Here is a 24,734-nt window from a genome sequence, read left to right as displayed (position 1 = left end):
AGGACAGAAGAATGGGATTAGAAATTGTTTTCTTGCGGAGGGTTGCTAGTATGATTCCATAGACTAATCGATTAGCAAAATAGAAACGGCAAAGGAGAAGGTGATCGTGACTAAGACAGCACTGATGAAACAATCAAAAAACAAACAGTACAAAAAAAGTTTAACGCTTACAATACTGGCGCTCCCGGCAATTTTGGTGATATTCGTCTTCTCGTACATCCCGATGGCGGGTATATTTATCGCCTTTAAGAACGTCAATTACGAGAAAGGCATTTTTGGCAGTCCTTGGGTCGGATTTGACAACTTCAGCTACTTTTTCACCTCGAGCGATGCATGGATGGTCATTAGGAATACTCTCGGCTACAACCTTGTCTTTATAGTTCTTGGCACCATGCTGTCGGTTATATTTGCACTCTTCTTAAATGAAGTGATCAGCCGCAGATTTTTGAAAATGTATCAAACTTTGTTCTTCTTCCCCTATTTCTTCTCTTGGATCATCGTGGCGTACATGGCATTCTCATTTATTGGACCTTACGGCACTGTGACGGGCTGGATGGAACATCTCGGGCTTAAATCCTTTGATTTTTATACTGAAACGTGGATTTGGCCCTTCCTCTTGATATTCATTAATATCTGGAAAGGACTGGGGTACACCAGCATCATTTTTTATGCCGGAATTCTCGGTATATCGCAGGAATACTTTGAAGCGGCTGCAATTGATGGCGCTAATAAATTCCAAATCATTCGAAATATTACAATCCCGTTGCTCATGCCGTTGATTACGATCATGACGCTTCTATCGATCGGAAAAATTTTCTATTCGGACTTCGGCCTGTTCTTCTTCGTTCCGAGGGAAGTCGGTCAATTGTACCCCGTAACTCAAGTAATCGATACGTATGTATACCGTATGCTCAGGCAGTCAGGTGATATCGGCATGTCGTCTGCGGTCGGCTTATTCCAATCGCTGATGGGATTCGTTGTCGTCCTTATTAGCAACTATCTGGTCAGAAGAGTGAACGAAGAGAACAAACTGTTCTAAATTCGCAAATCGAGGTGAACCTATGACGCTCCGTAAAAAACTGCCGAAACTGTTGATCCATCTCATGCTAATCTTATTCGCCATCGCCTGTATTATCCCTCTCCTATCGATCATTTCCGTATCGTTAAGCGACGAAACAACCATTCTGAAGAACGGGTACAGCCTGCTGCCTCAAGACTTTAATTTTCGCGCTTACGCCTATATTCTATATAAACCGATTCAGCTGTTGAACGCCTTGTCGGTATCGCTGCTTGTCAGCATTTTAGGTACGCTCATTTCCTTGCTGATCACTGCAGGCATTTCATATGTACTGTCCCGGGAGGACTACAAGTACAAAAACAAGCTAAGCTTCTACGTATTTTTTACAATGATGTTTAATGGCGGCCTCGTACCGACTTATATGCTCATTAGCAACTACCTGCACCTGAAAAATACGATCTGGGTGCTCATTCTGCCCTATCTCGCGACCCCCTGGTTCATCTTGATCCTGCGAACGTTCATGCAAAAAATTCCCCACAGCATCATTGAATCTTGCATGATCGACGGCGCGAGCGAATTCCGTATCTTTTTCCAAATGATTTTGCCGCTCGCCAAACCAGGCTTAGCTACGGTCGGATTATTCACCTTGCTGCAGTACTGGAACGATTGGTGGCTCAGCCTGCTATATATTGAAAAAGAAAGTCTCGTTCCCCTGCAATATATGCTGTACCGCATGATCAACAACATTGAGTTTCTTACCCGTTCAACGAACATGATGCCACCTGGCATGAATAACGCTGTCGTGCCTGCGGAAACGGCCCGGATGGCGATGGCGATCCTCGCTGCCGGCCCGATGCTCGTCGTGTTTCCTTTTTTTCAGAAATATTTTGTCAAAGGACTTACGGTAGGCGCAGTCAAAGGATAGCTTAAACATGGACCTCAGTTCATTTTAAGAATAAAACACTTACGACAAAGGGAGGATTCAAAAAATGCAAAGACGCACCCGTCTTATCAGAACCGGTATCATGACAACAATCTTGATTCTTATATTCAGCCTGTTGCTTGGCGCATGCGGAGACACAGACAAAGAGAAGGCCGGTTCGTCAAACGCATCGCAGCCAGCTTCCACTTCAAACACCAGCCCCTCCGGGAACGGAAATACAGCCGGAGATTTGCCTGACGTCACACTAACTTGGTATTTCCCTGGTAACTGGCCTCAAGCTGAGCAAGACAAAGTGTTTTCCGAAGTGAACAAAGTCGTGAAACAAAAAATTAACGCCACCATCGACTTTAAGCCGATCTCGTTTGGCGATTACGATCAAAAGATGAAAGTGATCATCGCCTCCGGCGAGCCTTACGACCTAGCCTTTACTTCCAACTGGATCAACAACTACACCCAGAACGTCGCGAAGGGAGCCTTCCTGCCGCTGGATGATTTGCTTGCGCAGTATGCTCCGAAATCCTATGCCGCCATACCGAAAAATTTCTGGGATGCAACTCGCGTCAACGGCAAAATTTACGGCTACATTAACTATCAAATTTCCGCCCGAACACCCGAAGTATCCACTTCGAAAGCGCTCGCGGAAAAATACGGATTCGACATCAGCAGCGTTGGCGGTAAACTGAGCGCGGATACGATGAACCTGCTCGAGCCGTACATTCAAGCGGTCAAGAAAGACCATCCGGAAAAAGCATTCATTACAGCGTTAACGCAAATTCAGGATATGTTCACCTTCGAAACCATTTCGGGTATCAATATCCCCGGCGCCGTGTTTTACAACGATGACTCCCTGAAGGTTGTCAACCAGTTCGAAACCGATGAGTTCAAGAAGTTCGCCGCGGTCATGAGAGATTGGAACGCCAAAGGCTACATGAATTCCAAAGAACGCATCTCCAAGAAGCAAGACGATTGGGCTGACGGGAAAGCGGGCAAGTGGATCATGGACATCGGCGGCGCCTACAAACCAGGCGGAGATGTGCTTGCCTCATCGTTGGGCGGCGAGCCGTATGTCAACGCTCCGACTTCCAAAGCGCATCTGACGACAAACGGAATTATCGCTACGATGCACGCGATCAGCCGTACGTCGAAAAACCCGGAAAGAGCGATGATGTTGCTGGAGCTCTTGAACACAGACGTCGAGCTGTTCAACCTGCTCAACTTCGGCATCAAAGATGACCACTTCAAGATCAATAACGATGGCTACATGGTCGCCGGTTCGAACCAACAAGCTTACAACCCGCAAGTGCCGTGGATGTTCGCATCCAACTTCCTCGCCTATATCCAGGAAGGTATGCCGAAAACCGTCTGGGAAGATACGAAAAAACTGAACGAAACTGCAGAACCGTCGAAACTGCTCGGCTTCTCCTTCGATGCGGAACCGGTTAAAGCGGAAATCGGTAAAACAAGTGCTGTATTTGACGAGTACTACAGAGGCATCGAGCTCGGTGTGACCAGCGAAGAGAAATATAACGAGTTCTTGAAGAAAATGAATGCTGCGGGCGCCGATAAAATACTAACGGAAATGCAGAAGCAAATCGACACCTGGAAAGCCGCACAAAAATAAGGAATACAAATTCATATCTATAGTTAATGAATCGCCCATGTTGGGTGCAAATAAGAGAGCCCTGCGGCGCTGCAGCAGGGCTCTCTTGGTTTTATGATTTAGTTCTTAACTTTGCTAAACTGTGCCGTTATCGTCACGTCCTGCGACGGCATTTGGAATGTGTAAGTACCGTCACCGCTTGCCGTTATCGGATATACGGTGTTATCCGCGCCTGTAACCGTCAAAGTGGCTTCGACAAGCTGAAAGCCTGAATATGCCTGGGTATAAATCTTCACAGTGTCGCTGCTGTGCGCCCTTGAGTAGTCAAGACTTGTGCTGGTGGCAATATCGCCGTTTGCGGATTGCACAACATTAATATTGTTTGTTGCATGCAGGGTTATGGGGTTTCCGATAGGAGTGAAGTTAGTGTCTTTGGTAACCTGTTGCAAGGTCCATTGCTGATCCGGTACAACCTCGGTTATCCTCCATATTTTACCGTTAGACCATGATTTTCTCATATCAGCCTGGACCGCAGACGTGAAATCGCCGCCTACAACAAACGCGCCATGTTTTATCGCATTATTCCAAAGTTTGATTTCCTTTGCCATGTAAGGTCTCTGTTGAAATGTGCTTGCAGTAACATACCAACCGGTTCCGGCATTCCAACCGGCCTTCATAGCAAGGTTCATAAGCAGGTTGGGCTCGTTGGAAGCTCCATGATTTCCGTGGGTGTATGTCCAGCCAAGCATTTTCGGCATAAAGTTTAGACCGTAGAATTCCAAGTAATTGGAAATGAGGTTGACCGGGGTATCGGATTCTCCCCAGCTGATTCTAGATTGCACATCCCACAAATTTGAGCCCATATCACTTGCTTCTGTTATAAATCCGTCTTTGTTTCCCGCTTCATTTATACGATTATAAACTGCGATAGGAAATTCGCTGAATTGAAGAGGACCGTAAGTTGTCATTTTGGTTGCCTCAAGTGCATCATAAGACATTGCATGGACACCTACGTTATTAAATATGTCCACCATCCGGTCAGTCATCTGCTTATTCAATTCCATATCCGCAATATATCTATCATAATAAAACCAAAGCAGCTTAGCAGCAGCTCCTGTATCATGAGCGCTTACCGTAGTTGCACGATAACCGCGTACAACGCCTGTCAATTGCCATTCGTTGTCACTCACTTGAGTGCAGGTGCTAAATGCTATCATTTCATTGTCAATAAGAACGCTGTTTGAATCTGCTGCGCTGACAGCAGCCGGTGAGAATTCCTTGCCGTTATCGATATATACGGTAGTGTCGGTATCCGACATCGGTCTTGTCAGATGCGCAATGCCTGCGCTTGCGAGTCCGGCACTAGCAAGGGGCTGGATATATGTCGCATCGCCTGGGGAAATCTCGTTCGACAAGGTATGAACACCCACCTTAACTCCGTAGCTTGCTGCGGTGTCTACCATCTGTTTTGCCGCAGCATCGGAACCGCCGAAGTTGCCGTTAAATTGGAAACCACCGTCTGTAATCCACGGGCCTGACGCACCGTATTGCCCGTAGATGTAATTAATACCTGCGTCAAGGGCCATTTTCGAGTCATTTACAATATTATTGTACATATTATCGGTAAATACCAAGAAATCCTGCGCTGTTTCCTGAGAGGTCTTTTGCCACTTACCGTTAATCGTCGGGTGCGGCAAGCCTTCATTTACCTCTATGTTGGATAAAACGTTTAAAATGTTAGGAGTTCTTGTTCCGAACAAGGCAATAGAGGAGCCTATCATGCTCGCATCGCCTGCGTAATCACCGGTAAGCGCGGGAATGGTGCGCGTAGGTGAAGCGGCATTCCATTCCTGAACCTTACGCTCGGTTGGCTTAGTATAATCCCATGTGTATGCCTGCAACGCACTGCCCCATGTGCTGAAAGCAGCCGCGATATTGTTGAAACCTCTGGTATCGAGGGGATTTAAGTATCCGTTAACGTTCGGAAGATCCGATGGGTAGCTTAAATTGTTAAATTCAACCGGCCAACCACCGACGGTCTTATTGTTCAAGCTATGAATACCAATGCCGAATTTGTCGTTGTATGCAACACCTGCAACCTGACCGCCTGATTTAATGCCAATCTTGATGGGACCCCACAATACTGCCTGCGCAGACCATTCTGACGGTAATTTCAAATCTGTCAGCGTAAAGGTGGTATAGCCGCCCTTTTTATCAATATTTACGGTAGCCTTTCCCTTCACAGAGGCAAAATCCAAGGTTAAGGTCCCGTTTCCTTTCGCATAATGTACCGCTGTTGGATACTGCGGAGCATTGTTCACAATCAGGGACATCAGATACGACGCCTTGCCGTCCGGATTAGTTGTAACATAGTCGGTGCCGTCAAGAGTGTTGATAAGTTTTGTAATCTGACCAGCGCTGTTTAGCACAATATTCAACACGCCTGCCGGAATTACATAAGCGTCTTGACTGGGCACAGGTACCCATATCGCTGCCAGAGTTACATCCTTTATAATCGGAGTAGAAAAATCATAGGGCACGCCCTTAAGCTTCCATCCTGCCAAAACCATACCATCGCTTGTTAGACCTTCAGGAGGGGTCACCGTATTGCCTTTCGTGACCTTTACAGTCATTGGTTCCGCATTCTCGCTGTAAGAAAATTTAACGGTGTATACAGGGACGGTTTTCCAATTAGCCACAAGCTTCATGTCACCTGTTACCGGCTGAGAGAAATCCCACGCTGTTCCGCCGGCAACATCCACCGTCCATCCGTCGAAAACCTGACCCAATGTTTGGGAAACGGGGTCGTTTGGCTTGGTTAATACTGTGTCGCTGCTTACATTTACAGTAGTTGAAGGGTTAACTCCGTCATTATAATCATAAGTGACGGTGTTCATATAGTATGCTTGTAGTTGGACCATCTGCGGAAGGTTATTGTTGGAGATTGTGCCGGTTTCACCGCCAGACCACCATCTGATGTAACGTGCAGTTGTCGGCGCAAAGTCAATCTGATGACCGCCGGCATTTGTATCCTCCTGATATTCGGCGTCATTTCCGGCCGAAACACCCGTGATGGTTCCGTTTACAAGAGTTTCGTTTGCAAATGTCTGATTCGAGTCCTTCGGATCCTGATGAGCGACATCGTTGACATCCTGATTGAATACGTTGACCCAGTTGATGCCGTCTGCCGAAAGCTGAACAATCTGGTTATGATATGTTCTTAGGCCTGATGCTGGGTGATTCCTATAATAATTCCAAATTTTTATGACATTCATCGTTTTTTCTGTTCCTAAATCGATGAGAAGATATACGGAGGCAGTATCGCCGGGAGTGCCGGAAGTGCCGCTAACGTGCGGTGCAACCCATAAATCTGTATTTAATGTGCCGCTTGTTATGTTTTGGAGTGAAAATGGGGAGCCTCCCCACCAACCACCGGTACTTTGACCGGTTGAATCATAATTGGACCCCGTTACGGTGGCGTTATATGCAAGATTTCCCGGAGAGGCACCTGTTGCCGGCGCCGCCGCAACATATGACGTAAGCGATACTGTTACGAAATAACATAAGGTTAGAATAGTTGATAAAAGTCTTCGTTTGGTTTGCATAATCCATCAAACTCCTTTAACATTTTGGCTTTTGAAGCAAGTATTCTTTTAACTTAAGCAACGCTATAAATATATAAATCATCACCTCCTTTCAAATTATTACTATAAAAAAACAAAAGTACCTGTACTCAGGATTTGTGATAGCGCTTTCCATTTGCTAGTTGTTCACTGGCCAAGCGAGAAGAAGCGGATTCAGTTTAACTGGCACTATCTTAATCCGAATTTCAAATAACTGTATACACAAGAAAAATGAAAAACTCCGATTTTTTGAACAATTTGAACTCCAAAATCTGCACATATCTCCAAAAAGACAAACATGGAATAGAAGATGATCTTACTCCATGCGCGTAGACAAGATTAAACCTGCATAAAGAAAAGAAACGGCTGCGGTTTAAAGGCGCCGTTTCTTTTCTTTGAAATCTCTCTGAAAAATGGCTGAGATCTTCACTCAGCAGCTCTTTCCTTTGTTTTTACCTGGGTTCATCGGTTTGTTTCCTTCATCCCCTGTCAGCTTCTCACCGAATTGATCGAGCCGTCCAGGAGAAGAGGCAGGTCCGTTGTTCTTCGGCTTGTTGTTTCTTCCAGTCATGACGTTCACCTCCATTCATAACATGAGCGCCTGACCTCGTTTTCATACGCTGTTGCTTAATCAGCTTTTTGATCGCTATGGTTGTCTTATCTCTTTAAAGATTTTTTCCGAATTTAGACTAAGTACAATTGGCGATTCAATGTGTATACACCGCCTGCTTCTACATCCAGCGATACCTTTTCGTTCCTAAATCGTACGGTGATTATACTCTTCGTGTGAGCATAGATCGTTGCTTCTAACATTTGACCATTTTCCCACGCGATGTCGACCTCCACATTCCCTCTTGCACGCAGGCCGGTAACCGATCCTGCCTTCCAAGATTGCGGCAAGGCAGGCAGCAGACGAATTTCATTAGCATGACTCTGCAGCAGCATTTCAGCAATGGCGGCTGTACCGCCAAAATTACCGTCAATTACGAAAATATTGGTCTCAGCACCCGCGATCCCTGCTTTAGAATAGGTCAATAAATTATCAAAGCATAATTCCCCAATCAAATGAGAGATATGCTTGTAAGCTCTCTCCCCATCATGCAACCGAGCGAAATTTAATCCAAAGAGCGCTGCTGTAAATTCGATGTCTTCCAACTCTTCCTGGATCATTCGTTTCTCAAGACTGACTCTGGCGGCTGCGCTTAATTCAGGCGTCTCATCCGGCGTTACCTGATGGCTTGGATATAGTGCGAACATATGTGACAAGTGCCGATGTTCAGGCTGGGCTTCCTCATAATCCTCCAGCCATTCTTGCAATTGTCCTTTCTTGCCAATTTGCAAGGGCGGCAATATATCGATAGCCTCTTTCAGCCGTTGCTGAAATGGATCGTCAACATTCAATAATTCCGATGACTTCAGACAAAACGTAAATAAATCCCGCACAAGCACCTGATCCAAGGTAGTCCCCATAGACAATTGCTGCACACCCTGGCTTCGATCATTGCTAAAGAAATGATTTTCCGGCGAATTCGATGGACCTGTCACCAACCATCCATATGTAGGATGTACGGTCATATAATCCAGGAAAAATGCGGCTGCTTCTTTCAGAACGGGATACGCATGATTTTCTAAGAAAGTACGATCCTGACTGTATTCATAGTGCTCGATCATATGCGTCGCAATCCATAACCCTCCCGTTACATTCAATCCCCAAGACGTCTCCCAGCCCGGAGCCGTAAAGCCCCATGCATTGGAAAATACATGCGCAGCCCAGCCGTCACTCCCGTAAAAATTACGCGCCGTAGAACGCCCTGACTGTGACAGATTTTCGATGAAGCGCATTAACGTAAGATGGCTCTCCCCCAGATTCGTTACTTCTGCTGGGAAGTAATTCATTTCTGTATTGATATCGAGATGATAGTCGCAGCTCCAGCCCATACGGCAGGCTTCGCCATCGTTCCATATCCCTTGTAAATGTAAAGGCAGCGGAGAATCCGCTCGTGATCCGGCGATCATCAAATAGCGACCGTATTGTAAAAATAAAGCGAATAACTGTGGATCATCGACTTGTTCCGTCTTAAACAAATGGATACGTTTATCTGTTGGCAAACTTTCATATTCCGAATGGCCTAACTGCAATTTGACCTTGTCATAGAGCTGGCGGTAGTCCGCAATGTGATCTGCTCGGAGGCGAGCATAGCCTTTGGCTAGTGCAGACTCTACTTGAAGTTCGCATGCCTCCGCCCAGTTGTCATCTCTTTGATAATCTGTGTTGACGGCAAAGTAAATAAAGACTTCATCGGCATCGGATACAAGCAGCTGTCCCGCTTCCCAGCGGAGGGTTCCGCCGGAAGCTACTACTTTTACGAGACCCTGGCTCCGCACGCCGCAAGTTCCATCACTATGGACATATTCTTTAGCCTGACTTCTGAACTTTATCTCATTGCCGTTTACCGTTTCCGTTATGAAAGAGTCCGTAGTCCCTTCGATGCTAAGAATGAAGGAAACTGAGCCAGGAAGTTCTCCCCATAGTCGGGATGCGACGATATCATCGGCATGTGTAGCGAATACTTCACGCCTGAGCGTGTTGCCATTTACCTTGTACGATAATTGAGCTATCGCATGATCCAGTGCTAATTCACGGACAAATTGCTCTGCCTCTCCTATGGGAGGAAACTGGAACCTAACATTGCAAAGCGGCAAATTCGTTCCGAAATTTTGTTTCTTTGGCTGCAGCACTTGTTTCGCAAGCCGATCTCCTGTCGCATAGTCTCCCGCAAAAAAATACTTTCTCATCTTTTCGAGGTCAGCCTTCCCATTCGATTGACTTGGAATGACCTCCGCTTTCCCCGACCAATAGGTTATCTCTGTCATGCTCCATATCTCAGAATCCGTGCCCCCGTGGATGACCGCACCGATTCTTCCGTTTCCAATCGGAAGCCCCTGTGACCAATCTTTGGCGGGTTCTGTGTACCATAACTTGAATTCGTCCATCCTGGATTCTCCTTCTACTGTATTTGAAATGAATCTGCTTGAAAAGCGGGTATAATTCAAAATACGAAGGTATAATCTCGATGTTGTGGTACTTAAAACTCTATTCCTTCACTTTCACTCGGTAAACCAGACTGTCAAAATCACCACGAAGCGGAAGCTCAATTCCTATATTCATTAACGCTCTTCCACTCCAGACTCCTGGCAGCTGGTCAATGATATAAAGTTTATCCTGCTGAAGCCCTTGTAATCGTAGTCTAGGAAGCGGCTCGCCTAAGCGCTGTGATTGCAAGAATGCAAATAGAACGCTTTCTTCGCCGCTCATATTTACATATTGAACAGCCGTAACTCCTTTCTTCCTTAGAGCTTGCAGACGATATTGCTTGCCGTATTGCACTAATGGGCGAATCTGTTTATAGAGCTGAATGAATTCAGCAGATTGTTCAATCTGTTCCTCACTCCACTCATTCAAATTGGCACCAACACCTAATGCCCCCATCATGGCGCTATGGAATCGATACTGCAACGACAGCGCTCTCCGATTCATTCCGCTTGGCGATTCTGTTACCCAGCAGGTCATCATCTTAGGCGCATATACATAAGAGAAACCTTCTTGAATACTCAAGCGATCAAATGCGTCCGTATTATCGCTTGGCCATGCCTGATCCGCATACTGAAATATACCAAGATCAATTCGCGAACCGCCACCAGCGCATGTCTCAAACTCTACATGTGGAAATCTTCTTCTTAGTTCTGCCCATATCTCGTATAGGCTCTGAACATGACGTATCCATATTTCCTTCTGACGATGCAGCGGATGATCCTTCATTCCGGGCTCAGTGATCGTACGGTTCATATCCCATTTAATAAATTTAATATGATGGTTACCAAGCAGATCCGACATAAACTCGAGAATAAAGCTCTTTACTTCAGGTTTTGAAATATTCAATACTAGTTGATTACGTAGCTCAGTCCGATCACGGTTTGGGAAATGATAAACCCAATCCGGATGCTGGCGATATAAATCACTATCAGGATTCACCGCTTCCGGCTCTACCCAGATGCCAAACTCCATCCCAAGGTCATGCACTTTATGAATCAGTTCATTTAATCCATTTGGGAACTTTTCTGGATTAGTCGACCAGTCGCCAAGCCCTGCACGGTCATGGTTCCTTTGACCGAACCAGCCATCATCAATAACGAACAGCTCTACTCCCATCTTTGCCGCTTTCTCCGCCAATGCCATCTGATCCTTCGCATTTACATCGAAATAAGTTGCTTCCCAGGAGTTATACAGTACCTTACGCTCTTCTTTACAAGGCAGGATATAATCATACTGATAGTGGTGAAGATGACGGCTCATCTCACCAAAGCCGCCTGCAGTATAGCCTCCTGTAAATACAGGGGTCTTAAAGTGTTCACCTGGGCCGAGTATCCATTCACTATCAAAGTCGTGAATTCCACCTGTTACCTGGACATGATTAAACACCGTTTTCTCAGTAGTTATCTTCCAGTTGCCGCTCCACGCAAGAGCCCCAAACCATACTTTTCCATAATCCTCGGTCGCTTGTCCATCATCTATTACAAACCATGGATTGGCATGAGAATCTGTGAATCCTCTTCTTGATTCCAGTACTTTCTTCCCTTCTGAAAGCAGGGTTTCGCGGAGTTGGAATTCACCTGCCCATTTACCTGTTACATGTGTTAAGCGGTAATCTTGCAGGTGGGGCATTGTCCAAGCAGCAGATTGCATACTTTCTAGAATGACTTCTTGTGTACCCGTATTGCAAATCTCCACATAACGTTCGATTAAATCATATTCTGGGATCACACTGTAGTATAATTGCACCTGCAACGGATAAGCTTTATCCTTGAAAGTAATCCTGAGTGTTACTGTCCCATCCTTCTCCATAATTTGATGATCGACATACATAACATGCAGATCACGTACATGATCATCCCATCTTACTTTAAGACAAGGCTCTATATAAGTAAGACCTCCCCAGAAGCTGTATTCTTCTACTTCCCGCTCCACTCCAGCATCGAATGAACTATGAAACTTGGAGTGAAGCATCGAAGCGCAATCCTGTGCAATAACCGGGTCACCCCAATACAGATGCTGTAATGTCCCTCTTTCATTCAAACCGAACACATAAGAACTCTTTTGCATCTGAATCGAAAATATCTTCAGTTCTTTATCATATTGAATCGACATGATATCACCCTCTAGTTAAATTAATGAGCCGCCTTGCTGAAGAAAGCCAAGGATATTGTCCCTGGCTCCCTTCCATCTCACATAAGCTATTCTATTTCCATAACTCCATACGCGTTTTGTAATTTTCGTTATAAATCTTCTCTAACTTCGAAAGGCCTGCAGTTTCTGTCTCCTTCATCATTTGGTTGTACAATTCAACAGCTTTTTCCTCTGAAGGAGCTACTACCATCTTGATGAAATAGTTATTAATCGTTTCGTTCACCTTCTGCTCCATGATGGCTTCTGGTGTTCCTCCTGCAGGACCTAAACCATCATATGGTGCGGTATCAAACGAAGAATCAGCTAGATTTTTAATGGCTAAATCGGTCTTTGGATCACTTTGATAGCGATAAATTAAATCATGAGCTGTTCCGTCTTCACCGGGTCCATTTTTAATCATCCAAGTCCATTTACGAATACCGGTTTTTTTGGAGGCCTCTGCAAAGTTGTTGTTGAATTCATCCAACACTTCTTGACGAGGGGTATGCTTCCCATCCTTCATATCCCAATGTACACCCTCGATACCCCACATCATTAAATATTGTCCTTCCTCACTTGCGAGGAAATCTAAGAATTTTATAGTTCGAACTGGATCCTTGTTCGTCTTGGAGATCGTAGCTCCATCCCATCCTAATGAGCTTTTTGGGCTATATGTTGTTTTAGCTGGATCAACCCCAGGTGCAACTACTTTGTACTGGTAGAACTGTTTATCATCTTTAGTGGATGGATCTTGCGCGTCTGCTTTCAGCAAATCATTCGAAGGAACAACGTTCCACGATGTGTCTGCCGTCGCAAATACATTACCTCCCGCTAATTTCTCTTCATACTGTTTCGTTTTCAGCGTTACCCACTCTTTGTCCAGTAAGCCTTTCGTGTAAAGCGAGTTCATAAACTTAATCATTTCGAGGTACTGAGGATCTCGGATATCTTTTTGGAGCTCACCGTTTACCTCATAATAAGGCATGATCCCGAACATGCCTTTGAAGGTTCCCGTAACTGCACCCATATTCTCGCCATTCAATGTAATTGGAATCGTAGGCTTTCCATCAATGGTTGGATATTTCTCTTTAAATCTGGTCAGCAAATCTACAAACTCATCTGCTGTAAAAGCTTCTCCGTTGTTTACTTTACCTTCCACACCCAGCTCTTTCAACAGATCCATTCTCATTAGAAAACCGAAGATTGGATACTGTTCAAGACCATACCAGTTAGGAAGATAATAGTTTTTCCCATCAGTATGTCTTGTTTTCTGTAATGTGTCACCGTACATCTTTTTAATGTTAGGACCATATTCATCAATAAGATCATTGAGTGGAATAATAGCACCCGTCGCGATGTATTTATTCATGATATCGCTACCACGATCGATCATAAGCACGTCCGGCAGATCATTACTAGCTAGCATCAAGTTTAATTTCTCGGCAGGATTACCTGTCGGCTGTTGCACTTCAACCGTGACGCCTGTTCTCTTCGTAATCTCTTGTGCAACCGGGTTATTAAATGGATCACCTACATTTTTGTCAAATATTGTTAATTTTAACGGTTCATTGCTTTCTTTACTACTCGTCGTACCATCATTACCTGCTGATGCTTGATTCGATGCTTCATCTGTTTTGGCTCCACATGCGGAAAGCAATGAGAGCACTAAGATGAAAACAATAACTAGATTTAACTTTTTCATCCTTTTTACCCCTTTCTCAAGTTAGTCCTTGTTGTGCAATTAAAGCGATTACAAATTAACTACTTAGGGAAATTGTACCTTCATCCCTATAGTTTTATTGTAAAAACGATCATACAGATAATCCATATCGCAATATTACTATTCATATTTGAAAACGTCTTTCATGTATTGACTAAACCTCGTAAATTTTCATTTTAGGTATACGCACCGTAACCGATGTGCCAATTCCTAGACGGCTAAAAATTTCAACGCCGTAAGACTCCCCATAGGTAAGCTTAATCCGCTCATCCACATTATTGATGCCATAGCCAGAATTATTACTTGTCTTTTTCAGCGCTTTTTCCAGATTAGCCGGTGTCATACCCATGCCATCATCAATAATTTGAAGTAAGATATCGTCACCGTACGATTTCAATTTTACGATAATATTAATCCCCGATTCATTCCAAATGGCATGGTTAATGCAATTCTCAACAAAAGGCTGCAGTATCAATTTGATTGTAGACAGTTGAAACAGCGTTTCATCCAAGTCATAATGCATACGCAGCATCCCTTTGAACCGAATTTCCTGGATGGAGATGTAATTTTTCACAAGATTAATTTCCTGCTCGATTAATATGATCCGTTTCCCTTTATTTAGCGATATTCGATAGTATTTCGATAAATGGTTTACCATTTGATATACCTGCATATCTCCTTCTTTTATTGCCAAGGAAGAGATAGAAGCTAATGTATTATAGAGAAAATGCGGATTGATTTGCGCCTGAAGCGTCGTCAGTTCTGCCTCTTTCATTGAAATTTCTTTCACATATACGTCATGAATCAATTCTTGGATCTTAGAGGCCATCTTATTGAACGCGAACGATAGCTGAGCAATTTCATCTCTACTAGTAGACTGGATTGATACTTCAAAATCCCCACGCTCTACTTTGCGAATCTGCTGCAATAGCTGCTCTATTCTCTTTGTGATCAGTTTTGTCGTGATATGAATGAGAATGATCGAAGCAGCAATCGTTAGAATAGAGATCCAGATGATCCTCTCTGTTGACTTCTCTGCATCCTCCATTAGTTGACTATACGGCACTGTAATAACGGACTTCCACCCATTGCTTAGCTGCTTAAACAGGAAGAAGCACTTTTGTCCGTCTATATCCTCTTCGAATCTACCTGAGGAGGCCTGCAACTGATCTTCGATCGGGAACGTATCATATAACGATTGGCTGACCATCTCTTTATCTCCTGCCGTAATAATAGTTCCACTCTCATCTATAATATAAATACTCTTATTTACACTCTCTTGTTTGATAAGAGAGTATATCTCATCGTTATCAATATTTATGGTCAGTATTCCATATGGATGTGTCAGACTAAAATAACTGAGTGATCGTGCCAGCGTAATGTGATAGTCCAACGATTCCTCATCCTGAAGCTGCATATATATCGTATCCCCAGCCGCTTGAAGTGCCTCTTGTTTAACCCGTTCTGGGATATCTTCCATATACTTCACAAACACACCGTCAGAATAAAATGTCTTATTATCCGTATAGATTGTAATCCCTTGTATTTTGGAATTTAAAGTAAGCATCGTTGATAGGGTACTATTAATATAATTGAATGCATCCAGATAATAAAATGCCTCCAAGTAATTATTCGACAAATAATTGCGCAGTTGTGAATCCATATATAGACTATCTGAAAGCTTGTGATAATACTCCAAGCGATTCTCGATATTCAAATTAATTTGATTCAGTGTCTCGTTTAGACTGGAATAGGATTGTTTTGTTATTAGGTCTCTTGTTGAGAAATAGGAATAAGCAATGAACGAAGTAATCGGGATAATCGAACTAACCAAAAAAATTAAAAAGAACTTTTTCTTCAAATTAAAATTAAAGTTTAACCTGTTTCTTCCAGGGTTGGTAATTGCGTATACCTTATTCCAGAATTGCAGCTTTTTATAGGTTTTTTCGATATTCATTTGGTGTAACTCCTTGGCTCTTCAGAAATAAAGAACAAAAATAGGAGGCGCTTTCATAGCCCACTTTTTGTGCGATGTCATGAACTCTCAAGGAAGCATCGCCAAGTAACTCCTTCGCTTTTTCTAATCTGACCTTCGTTATGTAATCATGAATAGTTATGCCTGTATTCTCTTTGAACAAGGACCGTAAATAGTTCGGAGACAGATACACCTGACTGGATAAGCTCGATATCGTGATTTGGTCATGATAGGAATGTTGAATTAGTGTACGGACTTGATGTACTAACTTCTCATTTTTATCCGTGTGACGATTCATAATCAGCTCTATCGTACGCTTACAGATGTGAAAAATCTTCGCTTCGACTTCTGCGATAATAGGACATTCATAAATGGAATGATAAAGATCCGCTCTGGACACAATCAACGCATAAATATCCGTCCCGTCATTGCTGATATATTCATTCAAGTGATCAATCATATCTATAGCCCAATTGCATACATGCTTTTGGTAGATTCGTAGATGAACAAGGTTTGAGAAAAACTCCTGAATGATACTTTCAACTTGCTCCTGATCAAACTGCATAACTGCTTCAAATAGCTTATTTTCCAAGAATGGCGGCATTTGATCGCTTTGAAACTTGCCATCGATGTCCCCAGCGTAAATAACGTTTCCATAACCAATATAATATCGTTCATTCGTTATGTTTTTTACTTGTTCATATAACAGGTGGACATTTGTAAGCTCATCATATTTCTCACTGACGGCCATCGTAACGGTGAAGGAAAAGTGTTGTCTTATAGCACCAGCGATACCTGACCAAAACGTTCTATTCGCATGAAGCTGATTAGAATCAACTAGTAGGGACCATTCACCTTCTTTAAGTGATAAAACGGTTACATGAACCTCATTTTCAATGCAGTACTGATTTATAAACTCCTCTAGCGATGTAATGCTGTCTTCTAATTGAATCTCATGCTGCAGCATATGATCCGGATCGATACTACATAAAACGAGTGTGAATTGGACACCCTGCTCACTTCGTTCCAGCCGATTAAAGCTGTTAGTCAAATTCTCTCGACGCTTAGGCTTTTTTTCATAAATTAATTCTTTAACAATATTCGACTTTGTTACTTGTATCGATTTATTCTTCATGCGTACTTCTTCACATTTTTTCTTCACTCTGTCCATGACATCGGCAATCTCGCCAAGATCAAGCGGTTTCAGGATATAGCCTACTGCCCCCACGTTTAGAGCTGACTTTACATATTCAAACTCATCATATCCGGTTAAGAATACAATCTTAATCCAATCAAACTCTTCGCTAACCTGCGTAGCTAGCTCGATTCCATTCATAAGCGGCATTTTAACATCGGTAAGAATGATATCCGGCTGAATCATTTTTATTTTTTCTAACGCATCTTTTCCATTAACAGCCGTACCGGCAACATAAATCTCCATATCTTCCCAACGAATAAAATCTCGCATCATTTCTAATTCTATGTGTTCATCATCGACTAAAAAGATACTATACATAGTTGTCAGCTCCTAAGTTTGTATACTTTCCCTTAAATTATACCGTCTCCATACCTCGATTCTACATCCTCTTTCACAATGAAAGTTATTTTCAAGCATGATTCGGAACTTTGTCGTATCGACTTCTCTTTTTTTCAGGTTTTATAATTTTAGTATAACTTGAAATGTGAGGTGTCACGAATGCAAACATCAGTACAATTACAGAAAAAGAAGCAACTTAAGATTCCTCGACGTAATATTTGGTCAACCTTTAAGTCGCAAAAATTTCTTTTTCTGATGATGCTGCCCGGAATCATTTGGGCGTTGTTATTCGCCTATGCTCCAATGGCTGGCTTGTATATGGCTTTTGTTAATTACCAACCAACACTCGGAGGATTTTGGAGCAACTTATTCAGCAGCGAATTTGTAGGATTGGAATGGTTCAGGTACTTCTTCACCAATGGCGACTTCTACATTATCATGCGGAATACGCTAGCTTCAACCTTAATTACACTGCTCTTCTCATTCCCAATGCCTATTATCATTGCTATTGCGATTAACGAGATTAAAAATGCGAAATTTAAAAAAACAGTGCAAACGGCTTCGTACTTACCTTACTTCATTTCGTGGGTTATTGCAGCTAACATTATCGTAACTCTCCTCGCATCAGACGGGGTGATTAACGCACTTCTCAAATTTTTAAATATTACAGATGAAAGCATTTTATTTTTGCAGGAAGGTAAATACTTCTGGTGGATCGTTGCTATAGGGAACACATGGAAGGATATGGGGTACAGCTCTATTATGTACTTGGCAGCCATCTCTTCTATTAATCCAGAATTGTATGAAGCCGCTAAGGTGGACGGGGCTAATCGATTCAGACGAATCCGTTATATAACCTTGCCACACTTAAAGCCGACCATTGTTATCCTGCTTATATTGGCGCTTGGTGGTATATTGAATGCCGGATTTGATCAACATTTTCTGTTAGGAAATGAACTTACTAAAGAATACTCGGATGTATTATCTACTTACACTTTCCGTTACGGGATTCAAAATGGAATGTTCTCTTATGCATCTGCGGTCGGTATGTTTAGTTCCGTGGTCGCCTTTATCATCGTTCTGATCGTGAACTTCACTGCAAAAAAGGTGAATGGCCAATCATTATTCTAAGTAAGGGAGGTAAATTCCATGAAAGAGAAAAAGACTATATCGGATCACATTTTCGACATCTCTTTATATATCTTTTTGAGCGTTATCTTTATCGTTACCTTTTATCCTTTTTGGAACATTCTCGTTATCTCATTAAATGATGCAACGGATACGATGCGCGGCGGGCTGTTCTTATGGCCAAGGGAATTTACTTTAGAGAGCTATAAATCGATATTAAACAATCCCGAAATATGGAGCGCCATTAAAGTTACAGTACTGCGTACCGTTATCGGTACCGCTCTGTCCGTCTTCTGCATTTCCATGCTTTCTTATTCACTCAGTAAGCGTTATCTGCTAGGTTGGAAGTTCTTCTCCTTCTTCTTTGTATTAACGATGTATTTCGGTGGTGGTATGGTTCCTAGCTACATGGTCATTAAATCTCTTGGATTAATCGATACCTTCTGGGTATTCATCTTCCCTGGAATGATCGGAGTTTTCCTTATGATTCTGGTTCGTACATATATCGAACAACTCCCTGGTGAGATTGAAGAGTCCGCTAAAATAGACGGTGCGAACGATCTGCAAATATTTTTCCGAATTGTCATGCCTCTCTGTGTCCCAGTGCTAGCAACAATTGGCTTATTCATTGCCATCGGCCACTGGAATTCCTGGTATGACTCCTATATTTACACTTATAAGCCTGAGTTAAAAACGTTGCAAGCCGTCTTAGTAAAAATATTAAATCAATTCCAAACCGGTGGAATGATGTCACAAGCACAGCAACTGGCACAAAACTCAAGTCGAGTCCCGGTATCCAGCGAAAGTATTCGTATGGCTGTCACCATGGTAGCGACCTTGCCTATTATTCTAGTCTATCCTTTCGTACAGAAGTATTTTGTTAAAGGTATGATGCTGGGTGCAATTAAGAGCTGATCCTATCATCTCAGTAAAGAGGGGTTGTCTATAAAGTGAACTGCACCCCAATTGTTAGACACAACTAACAATTGGAGGTGCAGTTTTTTATGTGGAAGTTTTCAGTTGAATAAAAAATTGATTTTACTTCTTACTCCAATCTTCCGCTGTATACACAGTGAATAATAAATCTCGGTTCTTTTCTGCTATCCAAGTCTGTCCACCATCTAGCGATACTTGTGCAAACCCTTCCTGATAAGGGTTATTGTCACTATAGGCAAATCCATAGTTATTATCTGTACTCTCCGTGTATTCGGACTTTGGAGACTTTAAAATAAGTCCATACTTCTTATTCACGTCCAGCCCTGTTAACTTCGGATAGATCGAATAAGGTGTAATGGAACCCGGAATATTGTATGGCGGCAAAGAAGCAGAGAATATCGTTTCTACTGGGTTATAATTGTCATCAAGTGTTACAAGATCAAAGTAATATGCATCTTTCGGAATCGCATTTCGATAACTCTCATAAATATGAATATCGAGTTTAGGAAGATCAGAATGCTTCAATTCGAATACTTGCATCCGCTCAATGTTAGCTCGGATATCCGAGTAATAGGAATAATCCGTATTGCTGCTATCCTGATCAATTCGATTCCCACCTTGTCCTGCATTATAATAAGCCTCTATTTCATAAATGGATGGAACCCCATAGCTCGTGTTGATATTCAGTCTAACCTTAGTCGTTGTTATCGTGGGGAATGTAAAGACTCTATTATCACCTAGCATGAAACCTTTCGTAATATCTTGATATTTAATTCCATCCCAGTATTGCAAGGTATAATTAGCTACTTTAAAGTACGGGTCTCTAAATTCCTTAACCACAAGTTGATTCAGTGTCGTTTCTTTCGTAAAGTCAATCTCAACCCACTGATCATTCAATTGTCCATCTGCGGCGTTCCAACGCGTCTCCAGGCTTCCATCTGTAATATTTACTGCGCCATATCCTTCATCTGCCCACGTAGAGGATACCTGAACGGGCTTGCCTAATGCGAGATTATCCGGAACTGCAATCTCCGAATTGCTTTTATCTTCTGACACTCGGATAATCGCTGTGCCCTTGGGCTGTAATTTGTATGTTAAGCTCTCACTTACCCTGCCGATGGAGTTCCCACTGTAAAGCTCGGTCAAACTATACTTCTTGTTCGGCTTTAGACCTAGATCGGCGAAATCAACAGTTATAACCTGCTCATGATCGGTCCAGTTGGAGAGTCCGACAATACGATTACCATCATCATCCGTAACATATATGGCAGCTGGAGAATGCTCTTCTTGATGATAGAAGTTCGTCATCTTTACCGGCTTAGCCGCATTTCCTTGCTTCACGAGGTCTAATAAAGCTTTGTTCTCTATTATTTGCAACCGATCCTCGGCTACGAATGGAATGTTGTCGCCAACGAGCCAATGACCCCCACCCAGAGCAACTGTGGTGGCTAGCAATTTACTATCGTTTTGTCCATACTTGTTCCAGAAGCCCTGAATGACATACTCTGGGATATACATGTCAGGGTCATTGTAGGAATAGATCGTCCCGTTCGTCCACCAGGATGCCGCACTGTTAAATGCTTGTCTTTCAATCCCTGAGTAGTTTGCAACACCTAGTGAAGTATCACATGCCGCTCTTCTGCCATGTGCAAACGCAGCTGGCAATAATGGCGCTATAGACTCATTAATATAGATTGGATGATCTGCTGCTAATACTGCATCGCGAATAATGCCTAGCCCGATCCGATAATTTTGCATACCATTGACCGTCGGATCATAGTGCTTGCCTTCATACATACCCATATCGATAAAATCAAGCTTTAAATAGTCATAACCCCATTTGATGTAATCATCTACATTCCGTTTCACGACTGCCTGTGCTGCCGGGTGGGTCATATCAATGGCATACGTATTTAGATAAGTTTTGATAAGCTCCCCATTCTCATCCCGTAAACAAATGTCTCGATGCGTATATTCAGTCCCGGGTATAGGAAGATCCAACCAACCTTCGTATATGGTAAACGGAGTCAAATATCCTCCGACCTTTAGCCCCTTTGAATGGACATAATCAGCGAATTCCTTCATGGATTCATCAAAGGGAATACCTGACTTCGGCTGAAAACCGCCATCAAGATTGAAATAGCGATATCCTAGTGGCTTTAGATGCTCAGCAACATAATCAACCATCCCATACATGGCTTCTGCTGAAGCGTAATTATCATGGGAGTAGAACGTGTTATAGCCAATTGGAACTTCATCGTTCCATTCCAGATGAGGCTCAGCAATGTTGTAGACTTGTCCATATTCCTCTAAACCAAGCTGATAATCGTCATAATAGCCAACAAAAAATTTGTCTGAGGATACACGCTCTCCACTATGCGATCCGCCCCAATTATAGATGGAAAATGAGCTGAGCGATCCGTTCTTCACTGCAGCCTCGCCAAGCTTCTCGCTGCTCTTCCAATTCTGCACGGTAGCCGCGCCTGCCACCAATCCATTCTTATTCTCATTATCGAATACCGCAGTAACGCAATGGCTAATACCGTTAAACTCCTCCCATTTCAGTTCCTCGCCATGAAAACGATCTGCGCCGTTCTGGCTCATACCGAATTGATCTACAGGAGCAACGCCAAAATCAAAATTATTCGTATATGGGGTTGTGTAAATTCGTTTATCCGATCCTGCACCGATATCTAAATTGTCGGCCGAAAGCGGTTCCATAATTTCGACTGCTTTAGCTACAGGATGCTCCACTTGCATATCGACTAAAAAATAGGAGACATTGGGATAGAGATAAAAATTGAGGTCGATAGTTGAGCCTGAATCCAGTTTTGTTTCAATCGTTAGCTTTTTGCCTTTTGCTCCATAATCATCTTTGATTGTTACCCAATCTGCTGTTCGCTGCGCTTGATCAGTAGACTGTACCCGATTATCAGTTCCCTTCAATTTATAATTTGAACTGAATTCTTTCATGACCGTCTGACCCTTCCAGGAAAGATTCCCTTTGCCTGTTAATAAGTCATAAGTAATTGAATAGTTTCCATTTGTAGCTTCAATCCGATTACTTTTTTCGACAATCGATACCGCTGATGAGGCTGGTTTTGCATAACTGTTCAGGGGTACTATAGAGCTAGCCAGTACCATGATCAAACAAACAGTAAATGCCCTCAAGAATACATTTTTGCGCATAACAGTTCCTCCTTACAATGAATGGTATGTTATTCTCACTTTCATTGTAGGAATCGTCATGAGTATATTCTATATCGTAATCTTACAGATCATATCTGAAAATGACTTACATTGGTCTCGTCCCAGCATCTTTCCCATTTATTGTCGATACGGAGGAGATTAATGACATAGCAAAACAAGCGATCAATCGAGATAAAGGTTAACCTTCTTCTCGATGATTGCTTGTTTCACTGTAATATTCCAGAATTAATTAGAAAACGGAGTCCACAAACCCGCGCGGCTCCGTGAATACGCCTGCGGAATACCGCCAGCAGCGACAATCGGAATCTTAAGCCCTCATTCGCATAATAAGCCGTTATAGGCTCGGACCAATGCGATTAATACTGAATTCCTGATGCCCCAATATTTCTGCTTTGGTCAGCTTGCCGCCCGCAACTTCCATGATTTCCTGCCAAATTCGTGCTCCGGCTTCACTGAGGCTGAAGGAACCGCTCAAAATATCGCTGACATCAACGTCCATATTGTCTTCCATATGCCGGAATGTGCTGGGGTTTCCCGTAATTTTGATCACGGGGACGACAGCGGCGCCGGTCGGCGTGCCGAGCCCCGTTGTGAAGCAGACGATGTGGGCTCCACCTGCGGCCATGCCGGATACGCATTCGATATCGTTGCCCGGGGAGTCCATGAAATACAGGCCATGCTCCGGGATGCGCTCCGCGTATTCAATAACGCCCTCGATGGGGGCCGTGCCACATTTACTGATGCAGCCTAATGATTTTTCCTCGATGGTCGTAAGTCCGCCGGCTATGTTGCCTGGACTCGGATTGCCTCCTCGCATATCGGCGCCCATGCGGTCCACTTCCTTCTCGAACCGATCGACGATATGGAACAGCTTCTCCTTGGTCGTCTCCGACGCGCAGCGTTCCGCCAGTACATGCTCCGCGCCGATGATCTCCGTCGTCTCGCCGATCACGATGCCGCCGCCTTCGGCAACGAGGCGATCCGCAGCCTCTCCGAGAGCCGGATTGGACGCAAGACCGGAAGTCGCATCGGATCCGCCGCATTTTACGCCGATTTTCAACTTGCTGAGCGGAACGTCCGTTTTGGTTAGCTTGTCGAGCTCGGCTTTCATACGTTTAGCTATCTCGATGCCGTGCCCGATGGCCTTTACCGACCCGCCGACGGATTGGATGTCGAACCATTCCACCGGCTTTCCCGTCTTCCGAATTTCATCGGCAAGACGCTTCGGATCAACGACTTCGCAGCCCAAGCTAATGATAATGACACCGCCGACGTTCGGATTTTTGCCCGTTCCTGCAAGAACGTCGAATGTGCGGTCCTTGTCGGCGCCGATCTGGCTACAGCCATGCTGATGCGGTATCGCCACCGTATCCGGAACCGATTGCATAATCCGGTTGCACACTTGATTCGAGCAGATGACCGTAGGGATGATTAGCAAATGATTGCGGATTCCGATATCGCCATTCGGCCGCATATAAGCAGGTATCGTCTTCATCGTTGTTCCTCCTGAGCCGTTTTGTCGCCACGCCCGCGTATGCCTTCCACGTTATGAACGTGTACGTGCATGCCAGCTTCGATCTCTTTGGTCGCACGGCCGATGATTTCCCCGTACTTTCGCACAACCGATCCCTCCGAAATGTTCGTAATAGCAATTTTATGGCCAAATGCAACGTTTTCAAGAAGTTTAATCGAAATCATCGTCTCGCCATGCCGTATCCATGCCGTATCGCCTTCTGACAAGTCCCGCAAAACCGTCGCGACTTGATCTTGATTATGGATTGTGAGGGCGTCGGCCCCCGCATGAATGTTACTCACCAATA

15 protein-coding genes are annotated in these 24,734 nt (G+C 43.6%); 5 read left to right on the top strand and 10 right to left on the bottom strand.

Annotated features, from left to right (window positions below; genetic code table 11):
• Positions 1-106 precede the first annotated feature (106 nt).
• The 3 genes from MUG84_RS01650 (at position 107) to MUG84_RS01640 (ending at position 3,582) form a co-directional block, all read left to right on the top strand.
• Complete coding sequence (locus MUG84_RS01650; RefSeq protein ID WP_244718505.1) at positions 107-1,039, top strand: ABC transporter permease; 933 nt, start codon at positions 107-109, stop codon at positions 1,037-1,039.
• Positions 1,040-1,061: 22 nt separating this feature from the next.
• Positions 1,062-1,943 carry a carbohydrate ABC transporter permease gene (locus MUG84_RS01645; protein ID WP_244718503.1) on the top strand — a complete coding sequence of 294 codons (882 nt, stop codon included), beginning with the start codon at positions 1,062-1,064 and terminating at the stop codon, positions 1,941-1,943.
• 64 nt (positions 1,944-2,007) lie between these two features.
• Positions 2,008-3,582 carry an ABC transporter substrate-binding protein gene (locus MUG84_RS01640; RefSeq protein ID WP_244718501.1) on the top strand — a complete coding sequence of 525 codons (1,575 nt, stop codon included), beginning with the start codon at positions 2,008-2,010 and terminating at the stop codon, positions 3,580-3,582.
• A 98-nt stretch (positions 3,583-3,680) separates the two neighbouring features.
• On the opposite strand, the gene MUG84_RS01635 is transcribed toward MUG84_RS01640, so the two are convergent.
• The 7 genes from MUG84_RS01635 to MUG84_RS01605 form a co-directional block, all read right to left on the bottom strand.
• Positions 3,681-7,166 carry an InlB B-repeat-containing protein gene (locus MUG84_RS01635; RefSeq protein ID WP_244718498.1) on the bottom strand — a complete coding sequence of 1,162 codons (3,486 nt, stop codon included), beginning with the start codon at positions 7,164-7,166 and terminating at the stop codon, positions 3,681-3,683.
• A 448-nt stretch (positions 7,167-7,614) separates the two neighbouring features.
• On the bottom strand, positions 7,615-7,755 hold the full coding sequence (locus MUG84_RS01630) for a hypothetical protein (protein ID WP_244718495.1): 141 nt from the start codon (positions 7,753-7,755) through the stop codon (positions 7,615-7,617).
• 113 nt (positions 7,756-7,868) lie between these two features.
• Entirely contained in the window at positions 7,869-10,178 is a 2,310-nt protein-coding gene (locus MUG84_RS01625) for a glycoside hydrolase family 95 protein (RefSeq protein ID WP_244718493.1), read from the bottom strand.
• Between the two features lie 100 nt (positions 10,179-10,278).
• Positions 10,279-12,390 (bottom strand): alpha-galactosidase, encoded by a 2,112-nt coding sequence (locus tag MUG84_RS01620; RefSeq protein WP_244718474.1) that lies wholly within the window; start codon positions 12,388-12,390, stop codon positions 10,279-10,281.
• A gap of 91 nt (positions 12,391-12,481) precedes the next feature.
• The gene (locus MUG84_RS01615) at positions 12,482-14,110 is read right to left on the bottom strand and encodes an ABC transporter substrate-binding protein (protein WP_244718471.1); all 1,629 of its coding nucleotides are present in this window, start codon (positions 14,108-14,110) and stop codon (positions 12,482-12,484) included.
• Between the two features lie 172 nt (positions 14,111-14,282).
• On the bottom strand, positions 14,283-16,085 hold the full coding sequence (locus MUG84_RS01610) for a sensor histidine kinase (protein WP_244718464.1): 1,803 nt from the start codon (positions 16,083-16,085) through the stop codon (positions 14,283-14,285).
• Positions 16,063-17,619, bottom strand: a complete 1,557-nt coding sequence (locus tag MUG84_RS01605; protein ID WP_244718461.1) for a response regulator transcription factor — start codon at positions 17,617-17,619, stop codon at positions 16,063-16,065. The genes MUG84_RS01610 and MUG84_RS01605 overlap by 23 nt, the downstream gene beginning before the upstream one ends.
• A 180-nt stretch (positions 17,620-17,799) precedes the next feature.
• On the opposite strand from MUG84_RS01605, the gene MUG84_RS01600 reads away from it, so the two are divergent.
• Together MUG84_RS01600 and MUG84_RS01595 are read left to right on the top strand one after the other, a co-directional pair.
• Entirely contained in the window at positions 17,800-18,771 is a 972-nt protein-coding gene (locus MUG84_RS01600; protein ID WP_244718458.1) for an ABC transporter permease, read from the top strand.
• A gap of 18 nt (positions 18,772-18,789) precedes the next feature.
• A complete protein-coding gene (locus MUG84_RS01595; protein WP_244718455.1) occupies positions 18,790-19,683 on the top strand; it encodes a carbohydrate ABC transporter permease in 894 nt (297 codons plus the stop codon).
• A gap of 123 nt (positions 19,684-19,806) precedes the next feature.
• Here the strand turns inward: MUG84_RS01595 and MUG84_RS01590 are convergent, their stop codons facing one another.
• From MUG84_RS01590 to MUG84_RS01580, 3 genes are all read right to left on the bottom strand, one after another.
• Positions 19,807-22,893 carry a discoidin domain-containing protein gene (locus MUG84_RS01590; RefSeq protein ID WP_244718452.1) on the bottom strand — a complete coding sequence of 1,029 codons (3,087 nt, stop codon included), beginning with the start codon at positions 22,891-22,893 and terminating at the stop codon, positions 19,807-19,809.
• A gap of 355 nt (positions 22,894-23,248) precedes the next feature.
• Entirely contained in the window at positions 23,249-24,409 is a 1,161-nt protein-coding gene (locus tag MUG84_RS01585) for a UxaA family hydrolase (RefSeq protein WP_244718449.1), read from the bottom strand.
• Complete coding sequence (locus MUG84_RS01580; protein ID WP_342346084.1) at positions 24,406-24,729, bottom strand: UxaA family hydrolase; 324 nt, start codon at positions 24,727-24,729, stop codon at positions 24,406-24,408. The genes MUG84_RS01585 and MUG84_RS01580 overlap by 4 nt, the downstream gene beginning before the upstream one ends.
• Positions 24,730-24,734 lie beyond the last annotated feature (5 nt).

This window comes from Paenibacillus mangrovi, from assembly GCF_022898935.1.
GTDB lineage: Bacteria > Bacillota > Bacilli > Paenibacillales > Paenibacillaceae > Paenibacillus_AQ > Paenibacillus_AQ mangrovi.
This window is presented reverse-complemented; position numbering and strand designations above follow the sequence as displayed.